This is a genomic window from Streptomyces sp. NPDC025638, from assembly GCF_055558775.1.
Map to the genome: position 1 here is coordinate 235696 of NZ_JBVHLX010000005.1, position 21966 is coordinate 257661.

Sequence of the window (21966 nt, forward strand, 5' to 3'; positions counted from 1 at the left end):
GATGTGAACTACCGTCTTGCCGAATGCCGACGACTACGTTGAGGTGAAGAGATGCCGTTGACCCCCGAGGACGTGCGGAACAAGCAGTTCACGACCGTCCGCCTCCGAGAAGGCTATGACGAGGACGAGGTCGATGCCTTCCTCGACGAGGTCGAAGCCGAGCTGACCCGACTGCTTCGCGAGAACGAGGACCTGCGCGCCAAACTGGCCGCGGCGACGCGTGCTGCTGCCCAGAACCAGCAGAACATGCGCAAGCCTCCGGAGCAGGACGGACCTCCCGGCATGCCTCAGCAGGGGATGCGAGGTCCCGGCGCTCCGGTGCCCGCCGGCATATCGGGCCCGCCGCAGCAGCAGATGGGTGGCCCCATGGGAGGCCCGCCCCAGCTGCCCAGCGGTGCTCCGCAGCTGCCGGCCGGTCCCAGTGGCCAGGGCGGTCCGCAGGGTCCCGGTCCGATGGGCCAGGGTCCGATGGGCCAGGGCCCCGGCATGGGTCAGGGTATGGGCCAGGGCATGGGCCAGGGCATGGGCCCCGGCATGGGCCAGGGGCCCATGGGTGGTCAGCCCCCGATGCAGCAGATGGGCGGCCCGATGGGCGGCCCCATGGGTGGCCCGATGGGCGGCCCCGGTCAGGGCCCCGGTGGCGACAGCGCCGCCCGTGTCCTCTCGCTGGCCCAGCAGACCGCCGACCAGGCGATCGCCGAGGCCCGCTCCGAGGCGAACAAGATCGTCGGCGAGGCCCGCAGCCGCGCCGAGGGTCTGGAGCGTGACGCCCGTGCCAAGGCCGACGCCCTGGAGCGGGACGCGCAGGAGAAGCACCGCGTCGCGATGGGCTCCCTGGAGTCCGCCCGCGCCACGCTGGAGCGCAAGGTCGAGGACCTGCGTGGCTTCGAGCGCGAGTACCGCACGCGCCTGAAGTCGTACCTGGAGTCGCAGCTGCGCCAGCTGGAGACCCAGGCCGACGACTCGCTCGCCCCGCCGCGTACCCCGGCTGCGGCCTCCCTGCCGCCGTCCCCGGCGCCTTCCATGGCTCCGGCCGGCGCGAGTGCCCCGTCCTACGGCGGCAACCAGCCCATGGGCGGCCCCCCGGCGCCTCCTGCCCCGTCCTACGGCGGCCAGCAGCAGATGTCCCCGGCGATGACCCAGCCGATGGCTCCCGTCCGTCCGCAGGGCCCCGGCCCGATGGGCCAGGCTCCCTCGCCGATGCGTGGGTTCCTGATCGACGAGGACGACAACTGACGGCCGGCACGGTCAGTAGTACGCCTTAGGCGTCGGCGGCGTTCAACAGGGCGGGGCCCCGGATTCGATCCGGGGCCCCGCCCTGTTTACGCGTGTTGACGGTGACGTCGGTGGGGGCTGTAGCGTGCGCACCGTGGACGATCAGGAGTTCGCCGGGTACCGGCAGGCCGACGCCGAGACGCTGCGGCGCTGGGAGGCGTGGGCGAGCGAGGCCCGTACGCAGTTGGCGGCGGCGGGGCTGCCCGTGGAACCGCACGGACTGGACCCGGCCGTGGGAGCCGGCGCCGTCGTGGAGGTCGACCCGGGAGCGGACGAGGCGGGCGGGGTCTACGTCAGCTGGCGCCCGGCGCCGGTGCTGCGCGTGGCCGCGATGCGCTGTGCCATGGAGCAGCGGCCCGAGGACCCGGTGCTCGGGCACATAGGTGCGATCGACTCGGCGATGACGGAGGCGATCCGCGCCGTCCTCACCGCGGGCGGCTTCGACATCGGTGACAGCCCGAACGATTTTGCGGAGGGCGCGGTGTATGTGATCGGCCCTCCACGTCGACGGCTACTGGAGTCGCTGGGCCTGGAGGCACCGTGCTGTGGGAGAGTGCCCGGCATGGGTCGGGGCCCGGCTCCCGTAGGAGGGCCGGGCCCCGGGTAGGCGTGTGGCTCAGGCCTTGCGCAGGCGGAAGGTGAGCGACAGGCCCTCGTCGGTGAACGGCTCGCCGTAGGTGTCGTCCGCCTCGCCCTGGGCGAAGTCGGTCGCCAGGACCTCGTCGGCGATCAGTTCGGCGTGCTCGCTCAGGGCCGCGATGACCGCCGGGTCCGTGGAGGTCCAGCGCAGCGCGATGCGGTCGGCCACGTCGAGGCCGCTGTTCTTGCGGGCCTCCTGGATCAGCCTGATCGCGTCACGGGCGAGGCCCGCCTGCCGCAGCTCCTCGGTGATCTCCAGGTCGAGCGCGACCGTGGCACCGGAGTCGGAGGCGACCGACCAGCCCTCGCGCGGGGTCTCCGTGATGATCACCTCGTCGGGGGCGAGGGTGACCGTCTCCCCGTCGACCTCCACCGACGCCGTGCCCTCGCGCAGGGCGAGGGACAGCGCCGCCGCGTCGGCGTTCGCGACGGCCTTGGCCACGTCCTGGACCCGCTTGCCGAAGCGCTTGCCCAGGGCCCGGAAGTTCGCCTTGGCGGTGGTGTCCACCAGGGAACCGCCGACCTCGGACAGCGAGGCCAGGGAACTGACGTTCAGCTCCTCGGTGATCTGCGCGTGCAGCTCCGGGTCGAGGGACTCGAAGCCCGCGACCGCCACCAGGGCACGGGACAGCGGCTGGCGGGTCTTGACGCCCGACTCCGCGCGCGTGGCGCGGCCCAGCTCCACCAAGCGGCGGACCAGGACCATCTGCCTCGACAGCTCCGGGTCGATCGCGGACAGGTCCGCCTCCGGCCAGGCCGCCAGATGCACCGACTCCGGGGCGCCCGGGGTCACCGGTACGACCAGGTCCTGCCAGACCCGCTCGGTGATGAACGGGGTCAGCGGGGCCATCAGCTTGGTGACTGTCTCGACGACCTCGTGCAGAGTGCGCAGCGCGGCCTTGTCGCCCTGCCAGAAGCGGCGACGCGAGCGGCGGACGTACCAGTTCGACAGGTCGTCGACGAACGCCGACAGCAGCTTGCCGGCGCGCTGGGTGTCGTACGCCTCCAGCGCCTGCGTCACCTGGTCGGTGAGCGCGTGCAGTTCGGACAGCAGCCAGCGGTCCAGTACCGGGCGGTCGGCCGGGGCCGGGTCGGCCGCGCTGGGCGCCCAGTTCGACGTACGGGCGTACAGCGCCTGGAAGGCGACCGTGTTCCAGTACGTGAGGAGCGTCTTGCGGACGACCTCCTGGATGGTGCCGTGACCGACCCGGCGGGCCGCCCACGGGGAGCCGCCGGCCGCCATGAACCAGCGCACCGCGTCCGCACCGTGCTGATCCATGAGCGGGATCGGCTGCAGGATGTTGCCCAGGTGCTTGGACATCTTGCGGCCGTCCTCGGCGAGGATGTGGCCCAGGCAGACCACGTTCTCGTACGACGATTTGTCGAAGACCAGCGTGCCGACGGCCATCAGCGTGTAGAACCAGCCGCGGGTCTGGTCGATCGCCTCGGAGATGAACTGCGCCGGGTAGCGGCTCTCGAACAGCTCCTTGTTCTTGTACGGGTAGCCCCACTGCGCGAACGGCATCGAACCCGAGTCGTACCAGGCGTCGATGACCTCCGGCACGCGCGTGGCCGTCTTGGCGCACTGCGGGCAGCCGAAGGTGACGTCGTCGATGAACGGGCGGTGCGGGTCGAGCTGGGACTGGTCCGTGCCGGTCAGCTCGCTGAGCTCGGCACGGGAGCCGACGACGGTGAGGTGGTCGTCCTCGCAGCGCCAGATGGGCAGCGGGGTGCCCCAGTAGCGGTTGCGGGACAGCGCCCAGTCGATGTTGTTGTTCAGCCAGTCGCCGAAGCGGCCGTGCTTGACCGTCTCCGGGTACCAGTTGGTCTTCTCGTTCTCTTCGAGGAGGCGGTCCTTGACGGCCGTCGTGCGGATGTACCAGGACGGCTGCGCGTAGTACAGCAGCGCGGTGTGGCAGCGCCAGCAGTGCGGGTAGCTGTGCTCGTACGGGATGTGCTTGAAGAGCAGACCGCGCTGCTGGAGGTCCTCGGTGAGCTTTTCGTCGGCCTTCTTGAAGAAGACGCCGCCGACCAGCGGGACGTCCTCCTCGAAGGTGCCGTCCGGGCGGACCGGGTTCACGACGGGCAGGCCGTACGCGCGGCAGACCCGGAGGTCGTCCTCACCGAAGGCGGGCGACTGGTGGACCAGACCCGTACCGTCCTCGGTCGTGACGTACTCGGCGTTCACCACGTAGTGGGCGGGCTCCGGGAACTCCACCAGCTCGAAGGGACGTTGATACGTCCAGCGCTCCATCTCGGCGCCCGTGAAGGTCTGGCCCGTGGACTCCCAGCCCTCGCCGAGCGCCTTCTCGACGAGCGGCTCGGCGACGACGAGCTTCTCCTCGCCGTTCGTCGCGACGACGTAGGTGACCTCGGGGTGCGCGGCGACCGCCGTGTTGGAGACCAGGGTCCAGGGGGTGGTCGTCCACACCAGGAGCGCGGCCTGGCCGGCGAGCGGACCGGAGGTGAGCGGGAAGCGGACGTACACGGACGGGTCGACGACCGTCTCGTAGCCCTGCGCCAGCTCGTGGTCCGACAGGCCGGTGCCGCAGCGCGGGCACCAGGGGGCGACGCGGTGGTCCTGGACCAGCAGGCCCTTGTTGAAGATCTCCTTCAGCGACCACCAGACCGACTCGATGTACTCGGGGTCCATCGTGACGTAGGCGTCGTCGAGGTCGACCCAGTAGCCCATGCGGGTCGTGAGCTGGGTGAAGGCGTCGGTGTGGCGGAGCACGGAGTCACGGCACTTGGCGTTGAACTCGGCGATGCCGTACGCCTCGATGTCCTGCTTGCCGGAGAAGCCGAGCTCCTTCTCGACCGCCAGCTCCACGGGCAGGCCGTGGCAGTCCCAGCCGGCCTTGCGGGCCACGTGGTAGCCGCGCATGGTGCGGAAGCGGGGGAAGACGTCCTTGAAGACGCGCGCCTCGATGTGGTGGGCGCCGGGCATGCCGTTCGCGGTGGGCGGGCCCTCGTAGAACACCCACTCGGGGCGGCCCTCGGACTGCTCCAGGCTCTTGGCGAAGATCTTCTGCTCGCGCCAGAAGTCGAGCACCGCGTGCTCAAGCGCGGGCAGGTCGACCTGGGCGGGTACCTGGCGGTACGTCGGCGCTGTCATCTGCGAGCTTCCTCCAACGGACTTGCTGCCTTCCGTCGGAGGGACGAGAGCCGTATGTGCTACGTACGCCGTGTGCGGCGCGCTCCCGCGGTACCACCCTCCTTGGCTCCCCGTGCGCCGTATGCGCCGGTGAGCCCCCTCATTGGGGTCGCGATGCCGGTTCTACCGGCCCCTGGGCCTGCGCTGGGGCTTTCTTCCGGCGGCTCCGGGGTGATCTTCACGTCGCGCTCGCCCCCGGGCTTCCACCGTCCCCGGGTCGCTCTGGGCTGCGTACGTCGCTACTCGTCCCCATCCACGCTTTTCGCTCCGCCCAGTGTACGGCGCCGCGGGGACAGTGGCCGACCGGATTTCGGGCCCCGGGGCCGGAAGGCCCGGCCGGGGCGCCGGCCCGTGGACGGCGAAGATGACCCGAATGGCGAGGCGCGCGTGTTCGGATCCCGGTATGCCCGGCCCGGCGGATTACCTGGCGGGGAGCTGGGCACAACGCATGCAGACCTGCTGCGCGGGGGGCGCGGGGCGGGCGAATCGGGCGGCGTGCCCCGTTGCCGCGGGACTCAAGTCGATTTATCGTCCCAGCACGATTCGCGTGCAAGATCACAATATGTGAAGGGGCCGCGGCCATGGTGGTGAAACAGACCGCCGTACAGCAGTCGGCGTCCGGCAGGTCCAGGGGCGCGGCGGCCTCCGGCAGCGCGGATGCCTCGGCCGGTACGGCCAAGGGCATAGGGGGGAAGAAGAGCACGCAGAAAGGCACCGCTGCGCGGACCGCGAACTCCGTGAAGCCGATGAAGCCGGTCAAGGCCGTGCGGTCGGCCGGTGCCGAGGAGACCGTCGCGAAGAAGGCGACCGCTACGAGGGCGGCTCCTTCGAAGAAGGCGGTCGAGGGGGAGGGGGGCGGGAGACGAGCGGGCAAGAAGGCGGCAACCGGGACCGCGGCAACCGGGACGGCGGTCACTGAGCAGGGTGCGACAAAGAAGGCCGCCTCGAAGCAGATCGCCTCGAAGCAGGCCGGCGCCAAGAAGGCCGCCGCGAAGAAGTCTGCCGCGAAGAAGCCCGCTACCAAGAAGGTGACCGTGAAGACGTCGATTGCCGAACAGACGGCTGTTGAGGAGACGACCGGCGCCGACACGAGGACGGCAGCCGAGAGGGCCGCCACCTCGAAGAAGAAGGCCGCCGGGAAGACGGCCGCTGAGAAGCAAACCGCAGAGAAGAAGGGGGCCGCCAAGAAGACCGTCGGGAAGAAGGCGGTCGCGGGGAAGGCGGGTGCCGGGAAGGCCGCCGACTCCGGAAAGGCTGTCGCCAAGGGGGCGGCCAAGAAGAGCACGGCCAAGAAAGCGGGCGCGGCGCGGGCCGCGAAGCAGACGGGAGCCACGACGGTGGTTGCGAAGAAGACTCCTGGCACGGCCACGGCGGCGAAGACCGCCGTCCCCAAGGCGCGGGTTGCCGCGGTGGAGCCCGGTGAGCTCGCGGTGCGCCCGGGCGAGGACCCCTGGACGAAGGAGGAGGTCGAGGAAGCACGCGCCGAGCTGCTGTCCGAGGAGGCGCGGCTGCGCGCCGAGATCACCAACTCCGAGGAGTCGATCGTCGGCCTGATGCGGGACTCCGGGGACGGCGCGGGCGACGACCAGGCGGACACCGGCACCAAGAACATCACGCGCGAGCACGAGATGGCCCTGGCCGCCAACGCGCGCGAGATGCTCGTCCAGACCGAGCGCGCCCTGGAACGCCTGGACGCGGGCACCTACGGCCTGTGCGAGAACTGCGGCGACCCCATCGGCAAGGCCCGGATGCAGGCCTTCCCGCGCGCCACCCTGTGCGTGGAGTGCAAGCAGAAGCAGGAACGCCGCTACTGAGCGCAGGGGTCGTCCGAGGCGTGCCGTAGTCTCGTCCTCAGTCAGGCACCTAGGTTGAGGGACTCACGTGGCAGAGGCGGAGCGCATCATCGGTACGCCGGACACCCCGGACGACGGAGGCGAGCAGGCGGCGTCGGCCGACGCGCCCGCCGTCCCCGGTGCGTCCGGCGCGGACGAGCGGGGGGCCGTGGCCTCGCGGCCCCGGGGCAAGCGCCGGATCGCCGTGCTGTTCGCGGTGGCCGCCTTGGCGTACGCCCTCGACCTGATCAGCAAGATGCTCGTGGTCGCGAGGCTGGAGCACCACGCGCCGATCAAGCTCGTCGGGGACTGGCTGGAGCTCAACGCCCTGCGCAACCCCGGCGCGGCCTTCGGTGTCGGGCAGGCCTTCACGATCATCTTCACGGTGATCGCGGCCGCCGTGATCGTGGTGATCATCCGTCTCGCCCGCAAGCTCTACAGCCTGCCCTGGGCGATCGCGCTCGGTCTGCTGCTCGGCGGTGCGCTCGGCAACCTCACCGACCGGATCTTCCGTTCGCCGGGACTCTTCGAGGGCGAGGTCGTCGACTTCATCGCGCCCAAGGGCTTCGCCGTCTTCAACCTGGCCGACTCGGCGATCGTCTGCGGCGGCATCCTGATCGTGCTGCTGTCCTTCCGCGGTCTGGACCCGGACGGCACCGTCCACAAGGACTGAGGCCGCGGGACTCTCGTACGGGGCTGTCTCACCCGTCCGGCATACTCGACGGGTGAGCACGATTCCCGAGATCCGTACCCTGCCCGTGCCCGACGGCCTGGAGGGCGAGCGCGTCGACGCCGCCATCTCCCGCATGTTCGGCTTCTCCCGTACGAAGGCGGCGGAGCTCGCCGCGGCAGGCAAGGTGCAGGTCGACGGCTCGGTGGTCGGCAAGTCCGAGCGGGTGCGCGGCGGCGCCTGGCTGGAGGTCGAGATGCCGCAGGCGCCCGCACCGGTGCAGGTCGTGGCCGAGCCGGTCGAGGGCATGGAGATCGTGCACGACGACGATGACGTGGTCGTGATCGTCAAGCCGGTCGGCGTCGCCGCGCACCCGTCGCCGGGCTGGAGCGGAACGACCGTGATCGGCGGCCTGGCCGCCGCCGGCTACCGGATCTCCACCTCGGGCGCCGCGGAGCGCCAGGGCATCGTGCACCGCCTCGACGTCGGCACCTCCGGCCTGATGGTGGTCGCCAAGTCCGAGTACGCGTACACGTCGCTCAAGCGGCAGTTCAAGGAGCGCACGGTCGACAAGCGCTACCACACGCTCGTCCAGGGCCACCCCGACCCGACCAGCGGCACCATCGACGCCCCCATCGGCCGCCACCCCCACCATGACTACAAGTGGGCGGTCACGGCCGACGGCAAGCCCTCCGTGACCCACTACGACCTCATCGAGGCCTTCCGCGCCGCCTCCCTCCTCGACGTGAAGCTGGAGACCGGCCGCACCCATCAGATCCGCGTCCACATGGCCGCCCACCGCCACCCCTGCGTCGGCGATCTGACCTACGGCGCCGACCCGACCCTCGCCAAGCGTCTGCGCCTCACCCGCCAGTGGCTGCACGCCGTCCGGCTCGGCTTCGAGCACCCCGGGGACGGGCAGTGGGTCGAGTTCGAGTGCGACTACCCCGAGGACCTTCAGCAGGCCCTGGACCAGGTCCGCGAGGAGACCTGGGCATGAGCGCCCCCTACGCCGTGCGGATCGCCGAGGACCTCGCCGACCGCGAGGCGTGCTTCGCGGTGCGCAAGGAGGTCTTCGTCGTCGAGCAGCGCGTCCCGCAGGACATCGAGTACGACGAGTACGACGCCGTGGCCGTGCACGTGCTGGCGGTCCGGGAGGACGGCGTGCCGCTCGGCACCGGGCGGCTGCTGTTCGGCGAGGCGGCCGCTTCGAAAACCGGCGGCGACCCGTCGGTGGGCTCCCTGGGACGGCTCGCGGTCGCGCGGGAGGCGCGCGGGCTGGGCGTCGGCGTCGCGCTCGTACGGGCCATCGAGGAGGCGGCACGCGCGCGTGGCCTGACGGCGCTGGACCTGCACGCCCAGACGCACGCGCTGGGCTTCTACGAGCGGCTCGGGTACGAGGCGTACGGCCCGGAGTACCCGGAGGCGGGGATCCCGCACCGGGCGATGCGGCGCCGCCTGTAGCGGCCGGGGCCGCCGACAGGCCGGTGCCGAGGCGGCCGTGGCAGGCTTGAGGCCTGCCGCGTGATCGTCGACTCCCGGAGCGCCGCCCGTGGATCAGTTGGCCCTGTTGTTCGTGTTGCTGCTGGGGGCCCTGGTGAGCGTGCCGGTGGGGGACCGGCTGGGACTGCCCGCTCCGGTGCTCATGACGCTGCTCGGCATCGCCCTCGCCGTGGCCGACTTCGTGCCGAACGTGGACTTCCCGCCCGAGCTGATCCTGCCGCTGCTGCTGCCGCCCCTGCTGTACGCGGCGGTGAGACGGACCTCGTGGCGGCAGTTCGCGGCCAACAAACGGCCGATCTTCCTGCTGGCCGTGGCCCTCGTGTTCGTCACCACCGCAAGCGTGGCCGTCGTCGCCGGGGCGATCGTGCCGGGGCTGTCGATGGCCGCCGCCGTGGCGCTGGGCGCGCTGGTGGCCCCGCCCGACCCGGTCGCCGCCACCGCCGTCGCGGGGCAGCTCGGGCTGCCGCGCCGGCTGGTGTCGATCCTGGAGGGCGAGGGGCTGTTCAACGACGTCACGGCGATCGTGCTCTACCACGTGGCGATCGCCGCCGTCGTCAGCGGCACCTTCTCGCCGTGGCGGGCCGGTCTCGACCTCGTGCTGTCCGCGGTGGTCGCCGTGGCCGTGGGGCTCGCGCTGGGCTGGGGCGCGAACAAGCTGCTCGACCTGCTGGGGGACCCGACCCTGCAGATCGGCCTGACCCTGCTGGTGCCGTACGCGTCCTACGTGCTCGCGGAGGAGCTGCACGGGTCCGGGGTCCTCGCCGTGCTCACCGCCGCGCTGTTCCTCGCCGAGTACGCCCTGGGCGCCGACGACGTGATGACACGGCTCGCCGGGCACACGTTCTGGGACATCGTGGACACACTCGTCACCGGCGTCGCGTTCGGGCTGATCGGCCTGGAGCTGCACAACGCGATCCGCACCGCGTCCGGGCGGTGGGGCGAGATGCTGGGCTGGGCGGGCACCGTCGTGGCCGTGGTGGTGTTCGTACGGCTGGTGTGGCTGCTCCCCGCCACCTGGCTGACCAAGCGGCTGCACGCCAAGCGGGACTACGACGAGGACATCCCGATGAGCTGGCGGGAGACGGTCGTCATGTGGTGGTCGGGGATGCGCGGGGTGGCCTCGGTGGCGCTGGCGCTGGCCATCCCGCTGAAGACCGACGACGGCTCCGCCTTCCCCGACCGGGACGAGATCGTGTTCATCGCGTTCGGGGTGATCATGGCAACGCTGGTGCTGCAGGGGCTGACCCTGCCGTGGCTGGTGAAGCGGCTGGGCGTGCGGGCCGACAACGAGCGGGAGAAGGAGTTCGAGAAGCAGCTGGCCGTGCGGGCGGCGAAGGCGGCCAAACGCAGGCTCCGGGAGATCGAGCAGGTCGAGGACCTGTCGGAGGACCTGTCCGAGCAGATGCTGCGCAGCGCCTTCGACATCGGGGCGCGGATCAGCCCGGACGTGGGCGAGGAGGAGCGGCGGGGGGCCCACCAGCAGCGGGTCCGGCGGTTGAAGCGGGTGCGGCGGATCCAGGGGGAGATGCTGAGTGCGGCGCGGCACGAGGTGCTGGCGGCGCGCAGCGAGCCGGGGGCGGATCCGGAGATCGTGGACCGGGTGCTTCGGCATCTGGATGTGCGAAGCCTGCGCTGAGGGCGTACGACGCGACGCCGTCCATGTGACGGCCGCACACACGACGCGATGGCGGTCATACGAACACATGGCGGCTGTGGATATCCGGAGGCCGGGTCGTCGCACCGCTCGTACTCTCGGATCATGGCTCGCAACATTGTGATCAGTGGTGGCGGTACGGGGATCGGGCTCGCGACGGCGCGCGTCTTCGCGGCGGACGGGGACCGGGTGCTGCTGCTCGGGCGGCGCGCGGAGGTGCTGGAGAAGGCCGGGGTGCCCGGGGCACTCACCCGTGCGGCCGACCTCGGCGACCCGGCGGACGTGCGGGGCGTGGCCCGGTTCGTCGCCGAGGAACTGGGCACCGTGGACGTGCTCGTGCACAGCGCCGGGGGCAACGGGGGACTGGAACCCGGGCCCGGGACCGACGATCCGCTCGACGCCCTCGCACACGCCTGGGGCATCAACTTCCGGCTCAACACCCTCACCGCCGTGCTGCTCACGGAGGCGCTCAAGGACCGGCTGGCCGACCCGGGAGGCCGGGTGCTGTTCCTGAGCTCCATAGCCGCCTTTCGCGGCTCGGGCAGCGGGGCCTACGCCGCCTCCAAGGCCGCCCTCCACCCCTACGCCCATGACCTGGCCCGGGAGCTGGGACCGCGCGGTGTCACCGTGAACGTGGTGGCGCCGGGCTATGTCGAGGACACCGACTTCTTCGGCGGACCGATCGAGGAGGCGCGACGGGAACGGCTCGTCGCCGAGACGTCCACCGGCCGGGCCGGCACCCCCGGGGACGTCGCCGCCACCCTGCACTGGCTGGCCTCCCCGCTGGCCGGGCACATCACCTCGCAGATCATCCAGGTCAACGGGGGTGCCGAACGAGGTCACTGACAGCAGCGGATCCGATGAAGGAGGGGCTCACCGGGGTTCACCGTGGGTTCACCCCCGGCCGGTCCGCGGCGGCTCGTACGCCCGGCGCGCCGAGCCGTCGGGGGAGGGCACACCGCCCGGCGGCAGGACCGCGTCCGCCGTGTTGACCCGGGGCAGCGCGTACGGATGCTCCGTGCACAGCCAGCGGATCATCTGCTCGCGGACCGTGACCCGCACGGTCCACACGTCGTCCGCGTCCTTGGCGGTCACCAGGGCGCGTACCTGCAGGGTGTTCGGCGTGGAGTCGGTGACCGCGAGCCCGTAGTCACGGCCGTCCCAGGCCGGGCACTCGCGCAGCAGGTCCCGGAGCTTCTCGCGCATCGCCTCGACGGGCGCCGAGTGGTCGAGGTGCCAGAAGACGATCCCGGTCATCTGCGGGGTGCCGCGGGACCAGTTCTCGAAGGGTTTGGAGGTGAAGTACGACACGGGCATGGTGATCCGGCGCTCGTCCCAGGTGCGTACGGTCAGGAAGGTCAGCGTGATCTCCTCGACCGTGCCCCACTCGCCGTCCACCACGACGGTGTCGCCGAGCCGCACCATGTCGCCGAAGGCGATCTGCAGCCCCGCGAACATATTGGCGAGCGTGGACTGTGCGGCGACACCGGCGACGATGCCCAGGATGCCGGCGGAGGCCAGCAGCGAGGCACCGGCCGCGCGCATCGCGGGGAACGTCAGCAGCATCGAGGCCACGGCGACCACCCCGACGACGGCCGAGACCACGCGCATGATCAGCGACACCTGGGTGCGGACCCGGCGCAGCCGGGCCGGGTCGCGGTGCGCGCGGGCGTAGCGGCTGTAGGAGGTTTCGACGATCGCCGCCGTGATGCGCACCACCAGCCAGGCCGCCGACCCGATCAGCACCAGGGTCAGCGCCCGGCCGATGCCGACGCGGTGCTCCTGAAGCAGTTCCGCCTGGTCGTAGGAGCCTCTGAGCAGGGCCGCGCACAGCACCAGTTGGTAGGGGACGCGGGCGCGGCGCAGCCGGCCCCACAGAGGCGTCTCGCTGTGCCGTTCGTCGGCCTTGCGCAGCAGCAGATCCGTGGCCCACCCGATCAGCACGGTCAGGACGACGGCGCCGCCGACCACGATCAAAGGGCGCAGTACGTTCTCCATGCCTCCGAACGTAACCGGCACCGGGCGGTCACGAACATGTGTGTTCGGGAGCTGGACGGGCAGGGCCGTGGTCCGGCGCTGTCACAGTCGGCTGGCACGATGGCCTCATGAACATCATGCTCTTTCACTCGACCTATGGGCTTGGGCCCGCGGTGCGCGCGGCGGCGGACCGTCTGCGGGCCGCGGGGCACGAGGTGTGGACGCCGGATCTCTTCGAGGGGCGCACGTTTCAGACGGTCGAGGAGGGCATGGCCTTCAAGGAGGAGATCGGCAAGGACGAGCTGCTGAAGCGGGCGGTCCTGGCGGCGGCGCCCTACTCGGAGCGGGGGCTGGTGTACGCCGGGTTCTCGCTGGGCGCCTCCGTCGCCCAGACCCTGGCCCTCGGAGACGACAAGGCGCGCGGACTGCTGCTCCTGCACGGCACGTCGGACATCGCGCCGAACGCCTCCGTGGACGAGCTGCCGGTCCAGTTGCACGTGGCCGAGCCGGACCCGTTCGAGACGGACGACTGGCTGAGCGCCTGGTATCTGCAGATGGGCAGGGCGGGTGCCGAAGTGGAGGTCTACAGATACGCCGGGGCGGGCCACCTCTACACCGACCCGGACCTCCCGGACTACGACGAGGAGGCCGCCGAGGCCACCTGGCGGGTGGCGCTCGGCTTCCTCGCATCGCTCTAGCGGGCCGTTACACCGGGTCGTAGGTCCGCTCGACCTTCTGCGTGCCGGTGCGCGTCCGGTACGAACGCACCCAGGACGAGGTGGCGTTGGCGTTGGTGCGGTCGGACAGGACGTAGTAGTCCATCTGCGCGCGGTCGGCGGTGATGTCCAGGACGCCGTAGCCGTGGCGGTCGGTGTCGACCCAGTGGACGTGCCGGTTGGCGGCGCGGATGATCGGCGAGGCGATCGCGGAGACGGTGCCCTCGGGGACCTTGACGATGTCGTCGAGGTTGTCGGAGGTCACCGAGGTGACCACGAACTCCGTGGCGGCCGAGGCCGACAGCGGGTAGGTGCCCGCGTCCACCGGCACGTCGTTGGCCCACGCCATGTGGATGTCGCCGGTCAGGAAGACGGTGTTGCGGATGGCGTTGGAGCGCAGGTGGGCCAGCAGCTCGCGGCGGTCGTCGGTGTAGCCGTCCCACTGGTCGGTGTTGGCGGCGATGCCCTCCTGCGGCAGCCCGAGCAGCTTGGCGAGCGGCTTGAGCAGGTCGGCGGAGAGGGAGCCGAAGGAGAACGGCGAGATCATCACCGAGTTGCCGACCAGCCGCCAGGTGGTGTCGGAGGCCTTCAGACCGGCCTTCAGCCAGTCGAGCTGTGCGCGGCCCGTGATGGTGCGGTCGGGGTCGTCGACCGAGCCGCTGGCCGTGGTCGCCTGCTGCGAGCGGAAGGAGCGCAGGTCGAGCAGGGACAGGTCGGCGAGCCTGCCGAAGCGCAGCCGGCGGTAGGTGGTGCCCGCGATGGCGGGGCGGACCGGCATCCACTCGAAGTAGGCCTGCTTGGCGGCCTTCTGACGGGCGGTCCAGGTGCCCTCGGCGCCCTCGGTGTGGTTGACCGCGCCGCCCGACCAGGAGTTGTCGGCGAACTCGTGGTCGTCCCAGATCGCGACGACCGGTGCCTTGAGGTGCAGGGCCTGCAGATCCGGGTCGGTCTTGTACTTGCCGTGCCGGGTGCGGTAGTCGGCGAGCGTGAGGATCTCGTTCGCCGGCGCGTGCGGGCGGACGACGGTGCCGCGGGCGGCGTACTCGCCGGACTTGTACTCGTAGATGTAGTCGCCCAGGTGCATCCAGGCGTCGAGGTCGTTGCGGGCGGCCAGGTGGCGGTACGCGGAGAAGTAGCCCGCCTCCCAGTTGGCGCAGGAGACCACGCCGAAGCGCAGGCCCGGCACGGCCGCGTCCGCCGCCGGCGCGGTGCGGGTGCGCGCCACCGGGGAGTCGGTGCCGCCCGCCGCGAAACGGAACCAGTAGTCGGTGGCCGGGGCCAGGCCGCGTATGTCCGCCTTGACGGTGTGGTCGGAGGCGGCGGTCGCGGTGGTGGACCCCCTGGCGACGATGTTCGTGAGCGACTTGTCCGTGGCGACGACCCAGCTCACCTCGGTGTCCGGGCCGAGCCCGGAGCCGGGTACCGCGTCGGCGGTGGGGGTCACACGGGTCCACAGCAGGATGCCGTCGGGCAGCGGGTCACCGGAGGCGACGCCGTGCAGGAAGGCGGGGGCGTCCGTGGCGGCGCGCGCCGGCAGGGCGGCGGCGAGCGGTCCGGCCAGGACAGCGGTCGCCGCCGCGGCCTTGACGACCGTACGGCGGCGGGGCGAGAGGGAGTTGAGGCGCTTGGCTGCCTCGGATGGCTTGTATGGACTAGTCACGACCGATCAGGTTACTGAGCGGTACGCGCAAGAGCGGGCGAACTTTCAAAGTTCGCCCGCTCTTCATGCGGTGATCAGGTTCCGACGGATCGTCAGGAAGATCGTCAGCCCTTCAGGGCCGCGTCCACCACCTTGTTGAAATCGGCCACCGACATGGGCGGGTTGCCCTGGCTGTCGGCGGTGAGCTTCTTGCCGTCCATGATGAAGCTCGGGGTGCCCGTCACGCCGTCCTTGTTGTCGTCGAAGGTCTTCGACATGGCCATCGCCCAGGCGTCGTAGGTGCCCTTCTTGACCGCGTCCTGGAACTTCGCGTTGCCCTTCAGCGCCGGCACGGTGTCGGCGATCTTGATGAGGTAGCTGTCGTCCTTGAACTTGTCGGTCGTCTCGTCCGGGTGCCACTTCGCGGAGTACATCGCGGTCTTGTACTCGAGGAACGCCTCGGGGCTGACGTTGAGCGCGGCACCCAGTGCGCTGAGCGCGTTCTTGGAGCCCACGCCGTTGTCGTGCCCGTCGAGGAACGTGCCGCTGATGAACTGGAGCTTGTACTTGCCGTCGTCGATGTCCTTCTTCACGGTCGGACTGACGGCCTGCTCGAACGAGGCACACACCGGGCAGCGCGGGTCCTCGTAGACCTTGAGGGTCTTCTTGGCGGTGTCCTTGCCGAGGAGGACCGTGGTGCCGTTCGTGCCCGTGGTGTTGGCCGGGGCGACGACCTTGGCGTCCTTCATGCCCTCCCAGTAGCTGGGCTTGTTGGCCTGGACGACGGCATAGCCTATGCCGCCCGCCGCGGCCAGTACGGCCACCACCGAGCAGGCCACGATGACCTGCCGCTTGACCTTGGCGCGCTTGGCCTGCTTCTCGCGCTCCAGACGCAGCCGCTCCCGGGCCGCGTTCTTCGCCGCCTGGCTGTTCCGCTTGCTCATGTTGGTGATCTCCATATGGGACGCGCATGTGTCGTGCGCGGGATACGTGTGGGGGACTGCTTGTGCTCAGCTGCCGTCGCTCAGGCGAGGGCCAGTGAGCGGGAGCAGGAGCACGGCGGTCCACGCCGTCCCAGGGAGTGCACGAGGAGCAGATCGCGGGCAATGGCCCTGCGCGGCGCGGGGCGCGACAGCCGGCGTACCGCAGCCGGCCGTACCGTCACCGCGGCCACCGCCAGCAGCAGCGGCCGGAAGGTGGTCGCGGCCACCGCGCGCAGGAGCTGGGTCAGCGCCCGCTCGCCCCGGCGCAGCCAGGCGGCGGCCAGGAGGCCGACGCCGATGTGCGCCGCGAGCAGCAGCCAGGCCGCGGCCGGGTCGGCGTGCGCGAGCAGCGCGGAGGCGTGGCCGGGGCCGCCGGTCACCTGGGCCAGCGGCGTGCCCACGGCGCCGCCGCCGCACAGTACGTCCAGGCCGACCGCGCGCAGCGGGCCGGCGACCGGGCCGCCCGCCCTGCCGTAGCACTCGTGCTGGCCGGTGGTGAACACCGTGTCGGCGGCCAGTTCCAGCGGGACCAGCAGCGCCGCGATGCGGCCGAAGCCGCGCTCGCGGCCCGCCAGCGTGTACGCGGTGAGGAACACTCCGGCGGCGACCGCCGCCACGGTCGTCAGCGGCAGCGGGGCCCGGGACAGCAGGACGTGCGACGCGGTGCTGAGCGTCACGACGAAAGCCGTGAACAGCGCCGCGCGCACGGCTCTGAGCTGAGTCCCGGATATGTCCATAGCGCTGGAGAGTCTGTCACGTACTCAGGTAAGAGACCCCTAAAGGGGGCCTGTGGGTCCGGGAAGGTTACAGGCCCGGAATCCGGCCGTTGCGGAACAGGTCCACGAAGATCTGGTGATCGGCACGCGCGCGTGCGCCGTAACTGTGCGCGAAGTCCGACAGCAGGCCCGCGAAGCCCTCCTCGTCGGCCGCGATCGCCGCGTCGATGGCCCGCTCCGTGGAGAACGGCACCAGGGACTCGCCGGAGGTGTCGTCCGCCGCCGCGTGCATGGTGGCGGTGGCCCGGCCCAGGTCGGCGACCACGGCCGCGATCTCCTCCGGGTCGTCGATGTCGCCCCAGTCCAGGTCCACGGCGTACGGCGAGACCTCGGCGACCAGCTGGCCCGCGCCGTCCAGCTCGGTCCAGCCCAGCCACGGGTCCGCGTGCGCCTGCAGGGCGCGCTGCGAGATCACCGTGCGGTGGCCCTCGTGCTGGAAGTACTCCGCGATCGCCGGGTCCGTGATGTGCCGGGAGACGGCCGGGGTCTGGGCCTGCTTGATGTAGATCACGACGTCGTTCTCCAGGGCGTCGCTGTGGCCCTCCAGGAGGATGTTGTACGACGGCAGGCCGGCCGAGCCGATGCCGATGCCGCGGCGGCCCACGACGTCCTTGACCCGGTAGGAGTCCGGGCGGTCCAGGGACGTCTCCGGCAGGGTCTCCAGATAGCCGTCGAAGGCGGCGAGCACCTTGTAGCGGGTGGCCGCGTCCAGCTCGATGGAGCCGCCGCCCGGCGCGAAGCGGCGCTCGAAGTCGCGGATCTCGGTCATCGAGTCCAGCAGCCCGAAGCGGGTCAGCGAGCGGGCGTCACGCAGCGCGTCGAGGAGGGGACCCTGCGCGGTGTCCAGCGTGAACGGCGGCACCTCGTCGCGCTTGGCGCCGGTCGCCAGCGCGTGTACGCGCTCGCGGTACGCGCCCGCGTACACCTGCACCAGCTCGGTGATCTGCTCGTCGCTGAGCGCCTTCGCGTAGCCGATCAGCGCGATGGAGGCGGCGAAGCGCTTCAGGTCCCAGGTGAAGGGGCCGACGTACGCCTCGTCGAAGTCGTTGACGTTGAAGACCAGGCGGCCGTTCGAGTCCATGTACGTGCCGAAGTTCTCCGCGTGCAGGTCGCCGTGGATCCACACGCGCGAGGTGCGCTCGTCCAGGTACGGGCCGCCGCGCTTTTCTGCGTCGAGGTCGTGGTAGAAGAGGGCCGCCGTGCCCCGGTAGAACGCGAAGGCCGAGGCCGCCATCTTCCGGAACTTCACGCGGAACGCGGCCGGGTCGGCGGCCAGGAGCTGGCCGAAGGCGGTGTCGAAGACGGCGAGGATCTCCTCGCCGCGCTGCTCGTCGTTGAGCTGGGGTACCGACATCGCTGGGTGCCTCCTGGTACAGGTGATGCGTGACGTATGGGGCGGACGGGACATCCGTCCGGGTGGGCCTTCCGAACTGACCCAACGGACGAAGGTACGCGGGAGTGCCCTTCCTGTGTCAGTGCCGGGGCATAGACTTCGACGCTGTCCCCCAGACTGTCCGCAGCCGGTCGGAAGATCGTCGACGCTCGTTTCCCTCGGAGGCCGAAACCGTGTCAAAGCCGCCCTTCACGCACCTGCACGTCCACACCCAGTACTCGCTGCTGGACGGTGCCGCGCGGCTCAAGGACATGTTCAACGCCTGCAACGAGATGGGCATGACGCACATCGCCATGTCCGACCACGGCAACCTCCACGGGGCGTACGACTTCTTCCACAGTGCGAAGAAGGCCGGAGTCACCCCGATCATCGGGATCGAGGCCTATGTCGCGCCCGAGTCCCGGCGCAACAAGCGCAAGATCCAGTGGGGCCAGCCGCACCAGAAGCGCGACGACGTCTCCGGTTCCGGTGGTTACACCCACAAGACGATGTGGGCCGTGAACAGCACGGGTCTGCACAACCTCTTCCGGCTCTCCTCGGACGCGTACGCCGAGGGCTGGCTCCAGAAGTGGCCCCGGATGGACAAGGAGACCATCGCCCAGTGGTCCGAGGGGATCGTGGCCTCCACCGGCTGCCCCTCCGGCGAGCTTCAGACGCGGCTGCGCCTCGGGCAGTACGACGAGGCCCTGAAGGCCGCCGCCGACTACCAGGACATCTTCGGCAAGGACCGCTACTTCCTGGAGCTGATGGACCACGGCATCGAGATCGAGCACCGGGTCCGCGACGGCCTCCTCGAGATCGGCAAGAAGCTCGGCATCCCGCCGCTGGTCACGAATGACTCGCACTACACGTACGCGCACGAGGCGACCGCCCACGACGCCCTGCTGTGCATCCAGACCGGCAAGAACCTCTCCGACCCGGACCGCTTCAAGTTCGACGGCACCGGCTACTACCTGAAGTCCACGGACGAGATGTACGCCATCGACTCCTCGGACGCCTGGCAGCAGGGCTGCGCCAACACCCTCCTGGTCGCCGAGATGGTCGACACCACCGGCATGTTCGAGGCCAGGAACCTCATGCCGAAGTTTGACATCCCGGACGGCTATACCGAGGTCACCTGGTTCAAGGAGGAGGTCCGCCGGGGCATGGACCGCCGTTTCCCCGGCGGCGTCCCGGACGACCGGCAGAAGCAGGTCGAGTACGAGATGGACGTCATCATCCAGATGGGGTTCCCGGGCTACTTCCTCGTGGTCGCCGACTTCATCATGTGGGCCAAGAACAACGGCATCGCGGTGGGCCCCGGCCGAGGCTCCGCGGCCGGCTCGATCGTCGCCTACGCCATGGGCATCACCGACCTCGACCCGATCCCGCACGGCCTGATCTTCGAGCGGTTCCTCAACCCCGAGCGCGTCTCCATGCCCGATGTCGACATCGACTTCGACGAGCGCAGGCGCGTCGAGGTGATCAGGTACGTGACCGAGAAGTACGGCGCCGACAAGGTCGCCATGATCGGCACCTACGGCAAGATCAAGGCCAAGAACGCGATCAAGGACTCCGCGCGCGTGCTGGGCTACCCGTACGCCATGGGCGACCGGCTCACCAAGGCGATGCCCGCCGACGTCCTCGGCAAGGGCATCGACCTGAACGGCATCACCGACCCCTCGCACCCGCGCTACAGCGAGGCGGGCGAGATCCGCGGGATGTACGAGAACGAGCCGGACGTGAAGAAGGTCATCGACACCGCCAAGGGCGTCGAGGGCCTGGTCCGGCAGATGGGTGTGCACGCGGCCGGCGTGATCATGTCCAGCGAGACCATCACCGAGCACGTCCCCGTGTGGGTGCGGCACACCGACGGCGTGACCATCACGCAGTGGGACTACCCGAGCTGTGAGTCGCTCGGCCTGCTGAAGATGGACTTCCTGGGCCTGCGCAACCTCACGATCATGGACGACGCCGTCAAGATGGTGAAGTCCAACAAAGGGGTCGACATCGACCTCCTGGGCCTCCCGCTCGACGACCCGACGACCTTCGAACTGCTCCAGCGCGGCGACACCCTCGGCGTCTTCCAGTTCGACGGCGGCCCCATGCGCTCCCTGCTGCGCCTGATGAAGCCCGACAACTTCGAAGACATCTCCGCCGTGTCGGCGCTGTACCGCCCGGGCCCGATGGGCATGGACTCGCACACCAACTACGCGCTGCGCAAGAACAAGCTCCAGGAGATCACCCCGATCCACAAGGAGTTGGAGGAGCCCCTCGAAGAGGTCCTGGCCGTCACCTACGGCCTGATCGTCTACCAGGAGCAGGTGCAGAAGGCCGCCCAGATCATCGCCGGCTACTCCCTCGGCGAGGCCGACATCCTCCGCCGCGTGATGGGCAAGAAGAAGCCCGACGAACTGGCCAAGAACTTCACCATCTTCCAGGCCGGCGCCCAAAAGAACGGCTACAGCGACGAGGCCATCCAGGCCCTGTGGGACGTGCTGGTCCCGTTCGCCGGCTACGCCTTCAACAAGGCGCACTCGGCCGCGTACGGCCTGGTCTCCTACTGGACCGCCTACCTCAAGGCGAACTACCCCGCCGAGTACATGGCCGCGCTCCTCACCTCCGTCAAGGACGACAAGGACAAGTCGGCGATCTACCTCAACGAGTGCCGCCGCATGGGCATCAAGGTGCTCCCGCCGAACGTCAACGAGTCGGTGCACAACTTCGCGGCCCAGGGCGACGACGTGATCCTCTTCGGCCTCGAAGCGGTGCGCAACGTCGGCACCAACGTGGTCGAGTCGATCATCAAGAGCCGCAAGGCGAAGGGCAAGTACGCCTCCTTCCCCGACTACCTCGACAAGGTCGAGGCGGTCGCGTGCAACAAGCGCACCACGGAATCCCTGATCAAGGCCGGCGCCTTCGACACCATGGGACACACCCGCAAGGGCCTCACCGCGCAGTACGAGCCGATGATCGACAACGTGGTCGCGGTCAAGCGCAAGGAGGCCGAGGGACAGTTCGACCTCTTCGGAGGGATGGGCGAGGAGGAGAGCAGCGAGCCCGGCTTCGGACTCGACGTGCAGTTCACCGACGAGGAGTGGGACAAGACCTATCTGCTCGCCCAGGAGCGGGAGATGCTCGGTCTGTACGTCTCCGACCACCCGCTCTTCGGCCTGGAACACGTGCTGTCCGACAAGGCCGACGCGGGCATCGCCCAGCTCACCGGAGGTGAGCACGCGGACGGTGCGGTCGTCACCATCGGCGGCATCATCTCGGGCCTGCAGCGCAAGATGACCAAGCAGGGCAACGCCTGGGCGATCGCCACGGTGGAGGACCTCGCCGGTTCCATCGAGTGCATGTTCTTCCCGGCGACGTACCAGCTCATCTCGACCCAACTCGTCGAGGACGCGGTCGTGTTCGTCAAGGGCCGGCTCGACAAGCGGGAGGACGTGCCGCGGCTCGTCGCGATGGAGCTGATGGTCCCGGACCTGTCCAACGCGGGTACCAACGCCCCCGTGATCCTGACCATCCCGGCCACCAGGGTCACCCCGCCCATGGTCAGTCGCCTCGGTGAGATCCTCAGCCACCACAAGGGCGACAGCGAGGTCCGCATCAGGCTCCAGGGCCCGCGCAAGACGACGGTCCTGCGCCTCGACCGGCACCGTGTGAAGCCCGATCCGGCCCTGTTCGGAGACCTGAAGGTGCTGCTCGGCCCGTCCTGCCTGGCGGGTTGAGCGTCCGGCCCGGGACGGACATGACCGAGGGGCGTACCCGGC

16 protein-coding genes are annotated in these 21966 nt (G+C 70.2%); 10 read left to right on the forward strand and 6 right to left on the reverse strand.

The window, feature by feature from the left end; translation table 11 throughout:
* The first annotated feature begins 51 nt into the window (after nucleotides 1-51).
* Nucleotides 52-1236 carry a DivIVA domain-containing protein gene (locus ACZ4EG_RS15130; protein ID WP_467790933.1) on the forward strand — a complete coding sequence of 395 codons (1185 nt, stop codon included), beginning with the start codon at nucleotides 52-54 and terminating at the stop codon, nucleotides 1234-1236.
* A 133-nt stretch (nucleotides 1237-1369) separates the two neighbouring features.
* Nucleotides 1370-1882 carry a hypothetical protein gene (locus ACZ4EG_RS15135; protein WP_467790934.1) on the forward strand — a complete coding sequence of 171 codons (513 nt, stop codon included), beginning with the start codon at nucleotides 1370-1372 and terminating at the stop codon, nucleotides 1880-1882.
* A gap of 9 nt (nucleotides 1883-1891) precedes the next feature.
* Here the strand turns inward: ACZ4EG_RS15135 and ileS are convergent, their stop codons facing one another.
* Nucleotides 1892-5029, reverse strand: a complete 3138-nt coding sequence (ileS, locus tag ACZ4EG_RS15140) for an isoleucine--tRNA ligase (RefSeq protein WP_467790935.1) — start codon at nucleotides 5027-5029, stop codon at nucleotides 1892-1894.
* A gap of 620 nt (nucleotides 5030-5649) precedes the next feature.
* On the opposite strand from ileS, the gene ACZ4EG_RS15145 reads away from it, so the two are divergent.
* The 6 genes from ACZ4EG_RS15145 to ACZ4EG_RS15170 all read left to right on the forward strand — a co-directional run bounded on the left by ACZ4EG_RS15145 (nucleotide 5650) and on the right by ACZ4EG_RS15170 (nucleotide 11573).
* A complete protein-coding gene (locus tag ACZ4EG_RS15145) occupies nucleotides 5650-6882 on the forward strand; it encodes a TraR/DksA family transcriptional regulator (RefSeq protein WP_467790936.1) in 1233 nt (410 codons plus the stop codon).
* A 67-nt stretch (nucleotides 6883-6949) separates the two neighbouring features.
* Nucleotides 6950-7573 (forward strand): signal peptidase II, encoded by a 624-nt coding sequence (lspA, locus tag ACZ4EG_RS15150; protein WP_467790937.1) that lies wholly within the window; start codon nucleotides 6950-6952, stop codon nucleotides 7571-7573.
* Between the two features lie 52 nt (nucleotides 7574-7625).
* Complete coding sequence (locus ACZ4EG_RS15155; protein ID WP_453547993.1) at nucleotides 7626-8570, forward strand: RluA family pseudouridine synthase; 945 nt, start codon at nucleotides 7626-7628, stop codon at nucleotides 8568-8570.
* Entirely contained in the window at nucleotides 8567-9034 is a 468-nt protein-coding gene (locus ACZ4EG_RS15160) for a GNAT family N-acetyltransferase (protein ID WP_453547995.1), read from the forward strand. Before ACZ4EG_RS15155 ends, ACZ4EG_RS15160 begins: the two co-directional genes overlap by 4 nt.
* Before the next feature lie 88 nt (nucleotides 9035-9122).
* Complete coding sequence (locus ACZ4EG_RS15165) at nucleotides 9123-10709, forward strand: Na+/H+ antiporter (RefSeq protein WP_453547997.1); 1587 nt, start codon at nucleotides 9123-9125, stop codon at nucleotides 10707-10709.
* Nucleotides 10710-10832: 123 nt separating this feature from the next.
* Complete coding sequence (locus ACZ4EG_RS15170) at nucleotides 10833-11573, forward strand: SDR family NAD(P)-dependent oxidoreductase (RefSeq protein ID WP_453547999.1); 741 nt, start codon at nucleotides 10833-10835, stop codon at nucleotides 11571-11573.
* Nucleotides 11574-11621: 48 nt separating this feature from the next.
* Here ACZ4EG_RS15170 and ACZ4EG_RS15175 read toward each other — a convergent pair whose 3' ends face one another.
* Nucleotides 11622-12725, reverse strand: coding sequence for a mechanosensitive ion channel family protein (locus ACZ4EG_RS15175; protein WP_467790938.1), 1104 nt, complete (start codon nucleotides 12723-12725; stop codon nucleotides 11622-11624).
* Nucleotides 12726-12832: 107 nt separating this feature from the next.
* Here ACZ4EG_RS15175 and ACZ4EG_RS15180 point away from each other — a divergent pair, with 107 nt between their 5' ends.
* Nucleotides 12833-13402, forward strand: a complete 570-nt coding sequence (locus ACZ4EG_RS15180) for a dienelactone hydrolase family protein (RefSeq protein ID WP_467790939.1) — start codon at nucleotides 12833-12835, stop codon at nucleotides 13400-13402.
* Nucleotides 13403-13409: 7 nt separating this feature from the next.
* Here the strand turns inward: ACZ4EG_RS15180 and ACZ4EG_RS15185 are convergent, their stop codons facing one another.
* The 4 genes from ACZ4EG_RS15185 to ACZ4EG_RS15200 form a co-directional block, all read right to left on the reverse strand.
* Complete coding sequence (locus tag ACZ4EG_RS15185) at nucleotides 13410-15080, reverse strand: alkaline phosphatase D family protein (RefSeq protein ID WP_453548006.1); 1671 nt, start codon at nucleotides 15078-15080, stop codon at nucleotides 13410-13412.
* 104 nt (nucleotides 15081-15184) lie between these two features.
* Nucleotides 15185-16003, reverse strand: coding sequence for a thioredoxin domain-containing protein (locus ACZ4EG_RS15190; RefSeq protein WP_453548008.1), 819 nt, complete (start codon nucleotides 16001-16003; stop codon nucleotides 15185-15187).
* Between the two features lie 80 nt (nucleotides 16004-16083).
* A complete protein-coding gene (locus tag ACZ4EG_RS15195; protein ID WP_467790940.1) occupies nucleotides 16084-16779 on the reverse strand; it encodes a hypothetical protein in 696 nt (231 codons plus the stop codon).
* 67 nt (nucleotides 16780-16846) lie between these two features.
* The gene (locus tag ACZ4EG_RS15200) at nucleotides 16847-18172 is read right to left on the reverse strand and encodes a DUF2252 domain-containing protein (RefSeq protein ID WP_363297071.1); all 1326 of its coding nucleotides are present in this window, start codon (nucleotides 18170-18172) and stop codon (nucleotides 16847-16849) included.
* Nucleotides 18173-18384: 212 nt separating this feature from the next.
* On the opposite strand from ACZ4EG_RS15200, the gene dnaE reads away from it, so the two are divergent.
* Complete coding sequence (dnaE, locus tag ACZ4EG_RS15205; RefSeq protein WP_453548012.1) at nucleotides 18385-21924, forward strand: DNA polymerase III subunit alpha; 3540 nt, start codon at nucleotides 18385-18387, stop codon at nucleotides 21922-21924.
* Nucleotides 21925-21966: the final 42 nt, after the last annotated feature.

Excerpts from the sequence above, each read along its gene's own strand:
- ACZ4EG_RS15175 (WP_467790938.1), bottom strand. The coding sequence starts at position 12,725 with ATGGAGAACGTACTGCGCCCTTTGATCGTGGTCGGCGGCGCCGTCGTC.
- ACZ4EG_RS15170 (WP_453547999.1), top strand. The coding sequence starts at position 10,833 with ATGGCTCGCAACATTGTGATCAGTGGTGGCGGTACGGGGATCGGGCTC.
- ACZ4EG_RS15130 (WP_467790933.1), top strand. The coding sequence starts at position 52 with ATGCCGTTGACCCCCGAGGACGTGCGGAACAAGCAGTTCACGACCGTC.
- ACZ4EG_RS15160 (WP_453547995.1), top strand. The coding sequence starts at position 8,567 with ATGAGCGCCCCCTACGCCGTGCGGATCGCCGAGGACCTCGCCGACCGC.
- ACZ4EG_RS15190 (WP_453548008.1), bottom strand. The coding sequence starts at position 16,003 with ATGAGCAAGCGGAACAGCCAGGCGGCGAAGAACGCGGCCCGGGAGCGG.
- ACZ4EG_RS15195 (WP_467790940.1), bottom strand. The coding sequence starts at position 16,779 with ATGGACATATCCGGGACTCAGCTCAGAGCCGTGCGCGCGGCGCTGTTC.
- ileS (WP_467790935.1), bottom strand. The coding sequence starts at position 5,029 with ATGACAGCGCCGACGTACCGCCAGGTACCCGCCCAGGTCGACCTGCCC.
- ACZ4EG_RS15180 (WP_467790939.1), top strand. The coding sequence starts at position 12,833 with ATGAACATCATGCTCTTTCACTCGACCTATGGGCTTGGGCCCGCGGTG.
- ACZ4EG_RS15200 (WP_363297071.1), bottom strand. The coding sequence starts at position 18,172 with ATGTCGGTACCCCAGCTCAACGACGAGCAGCGCGGCGAGGAGATCCTC.
- ACZ4EG_RS15145 (WP_467790936.1), top strand. The coding sequence starts at position 5,650 with ATGGTGGTGAAACAGACCGCCGTACAGCAGTCGGCGTCCGGCAGGTCC.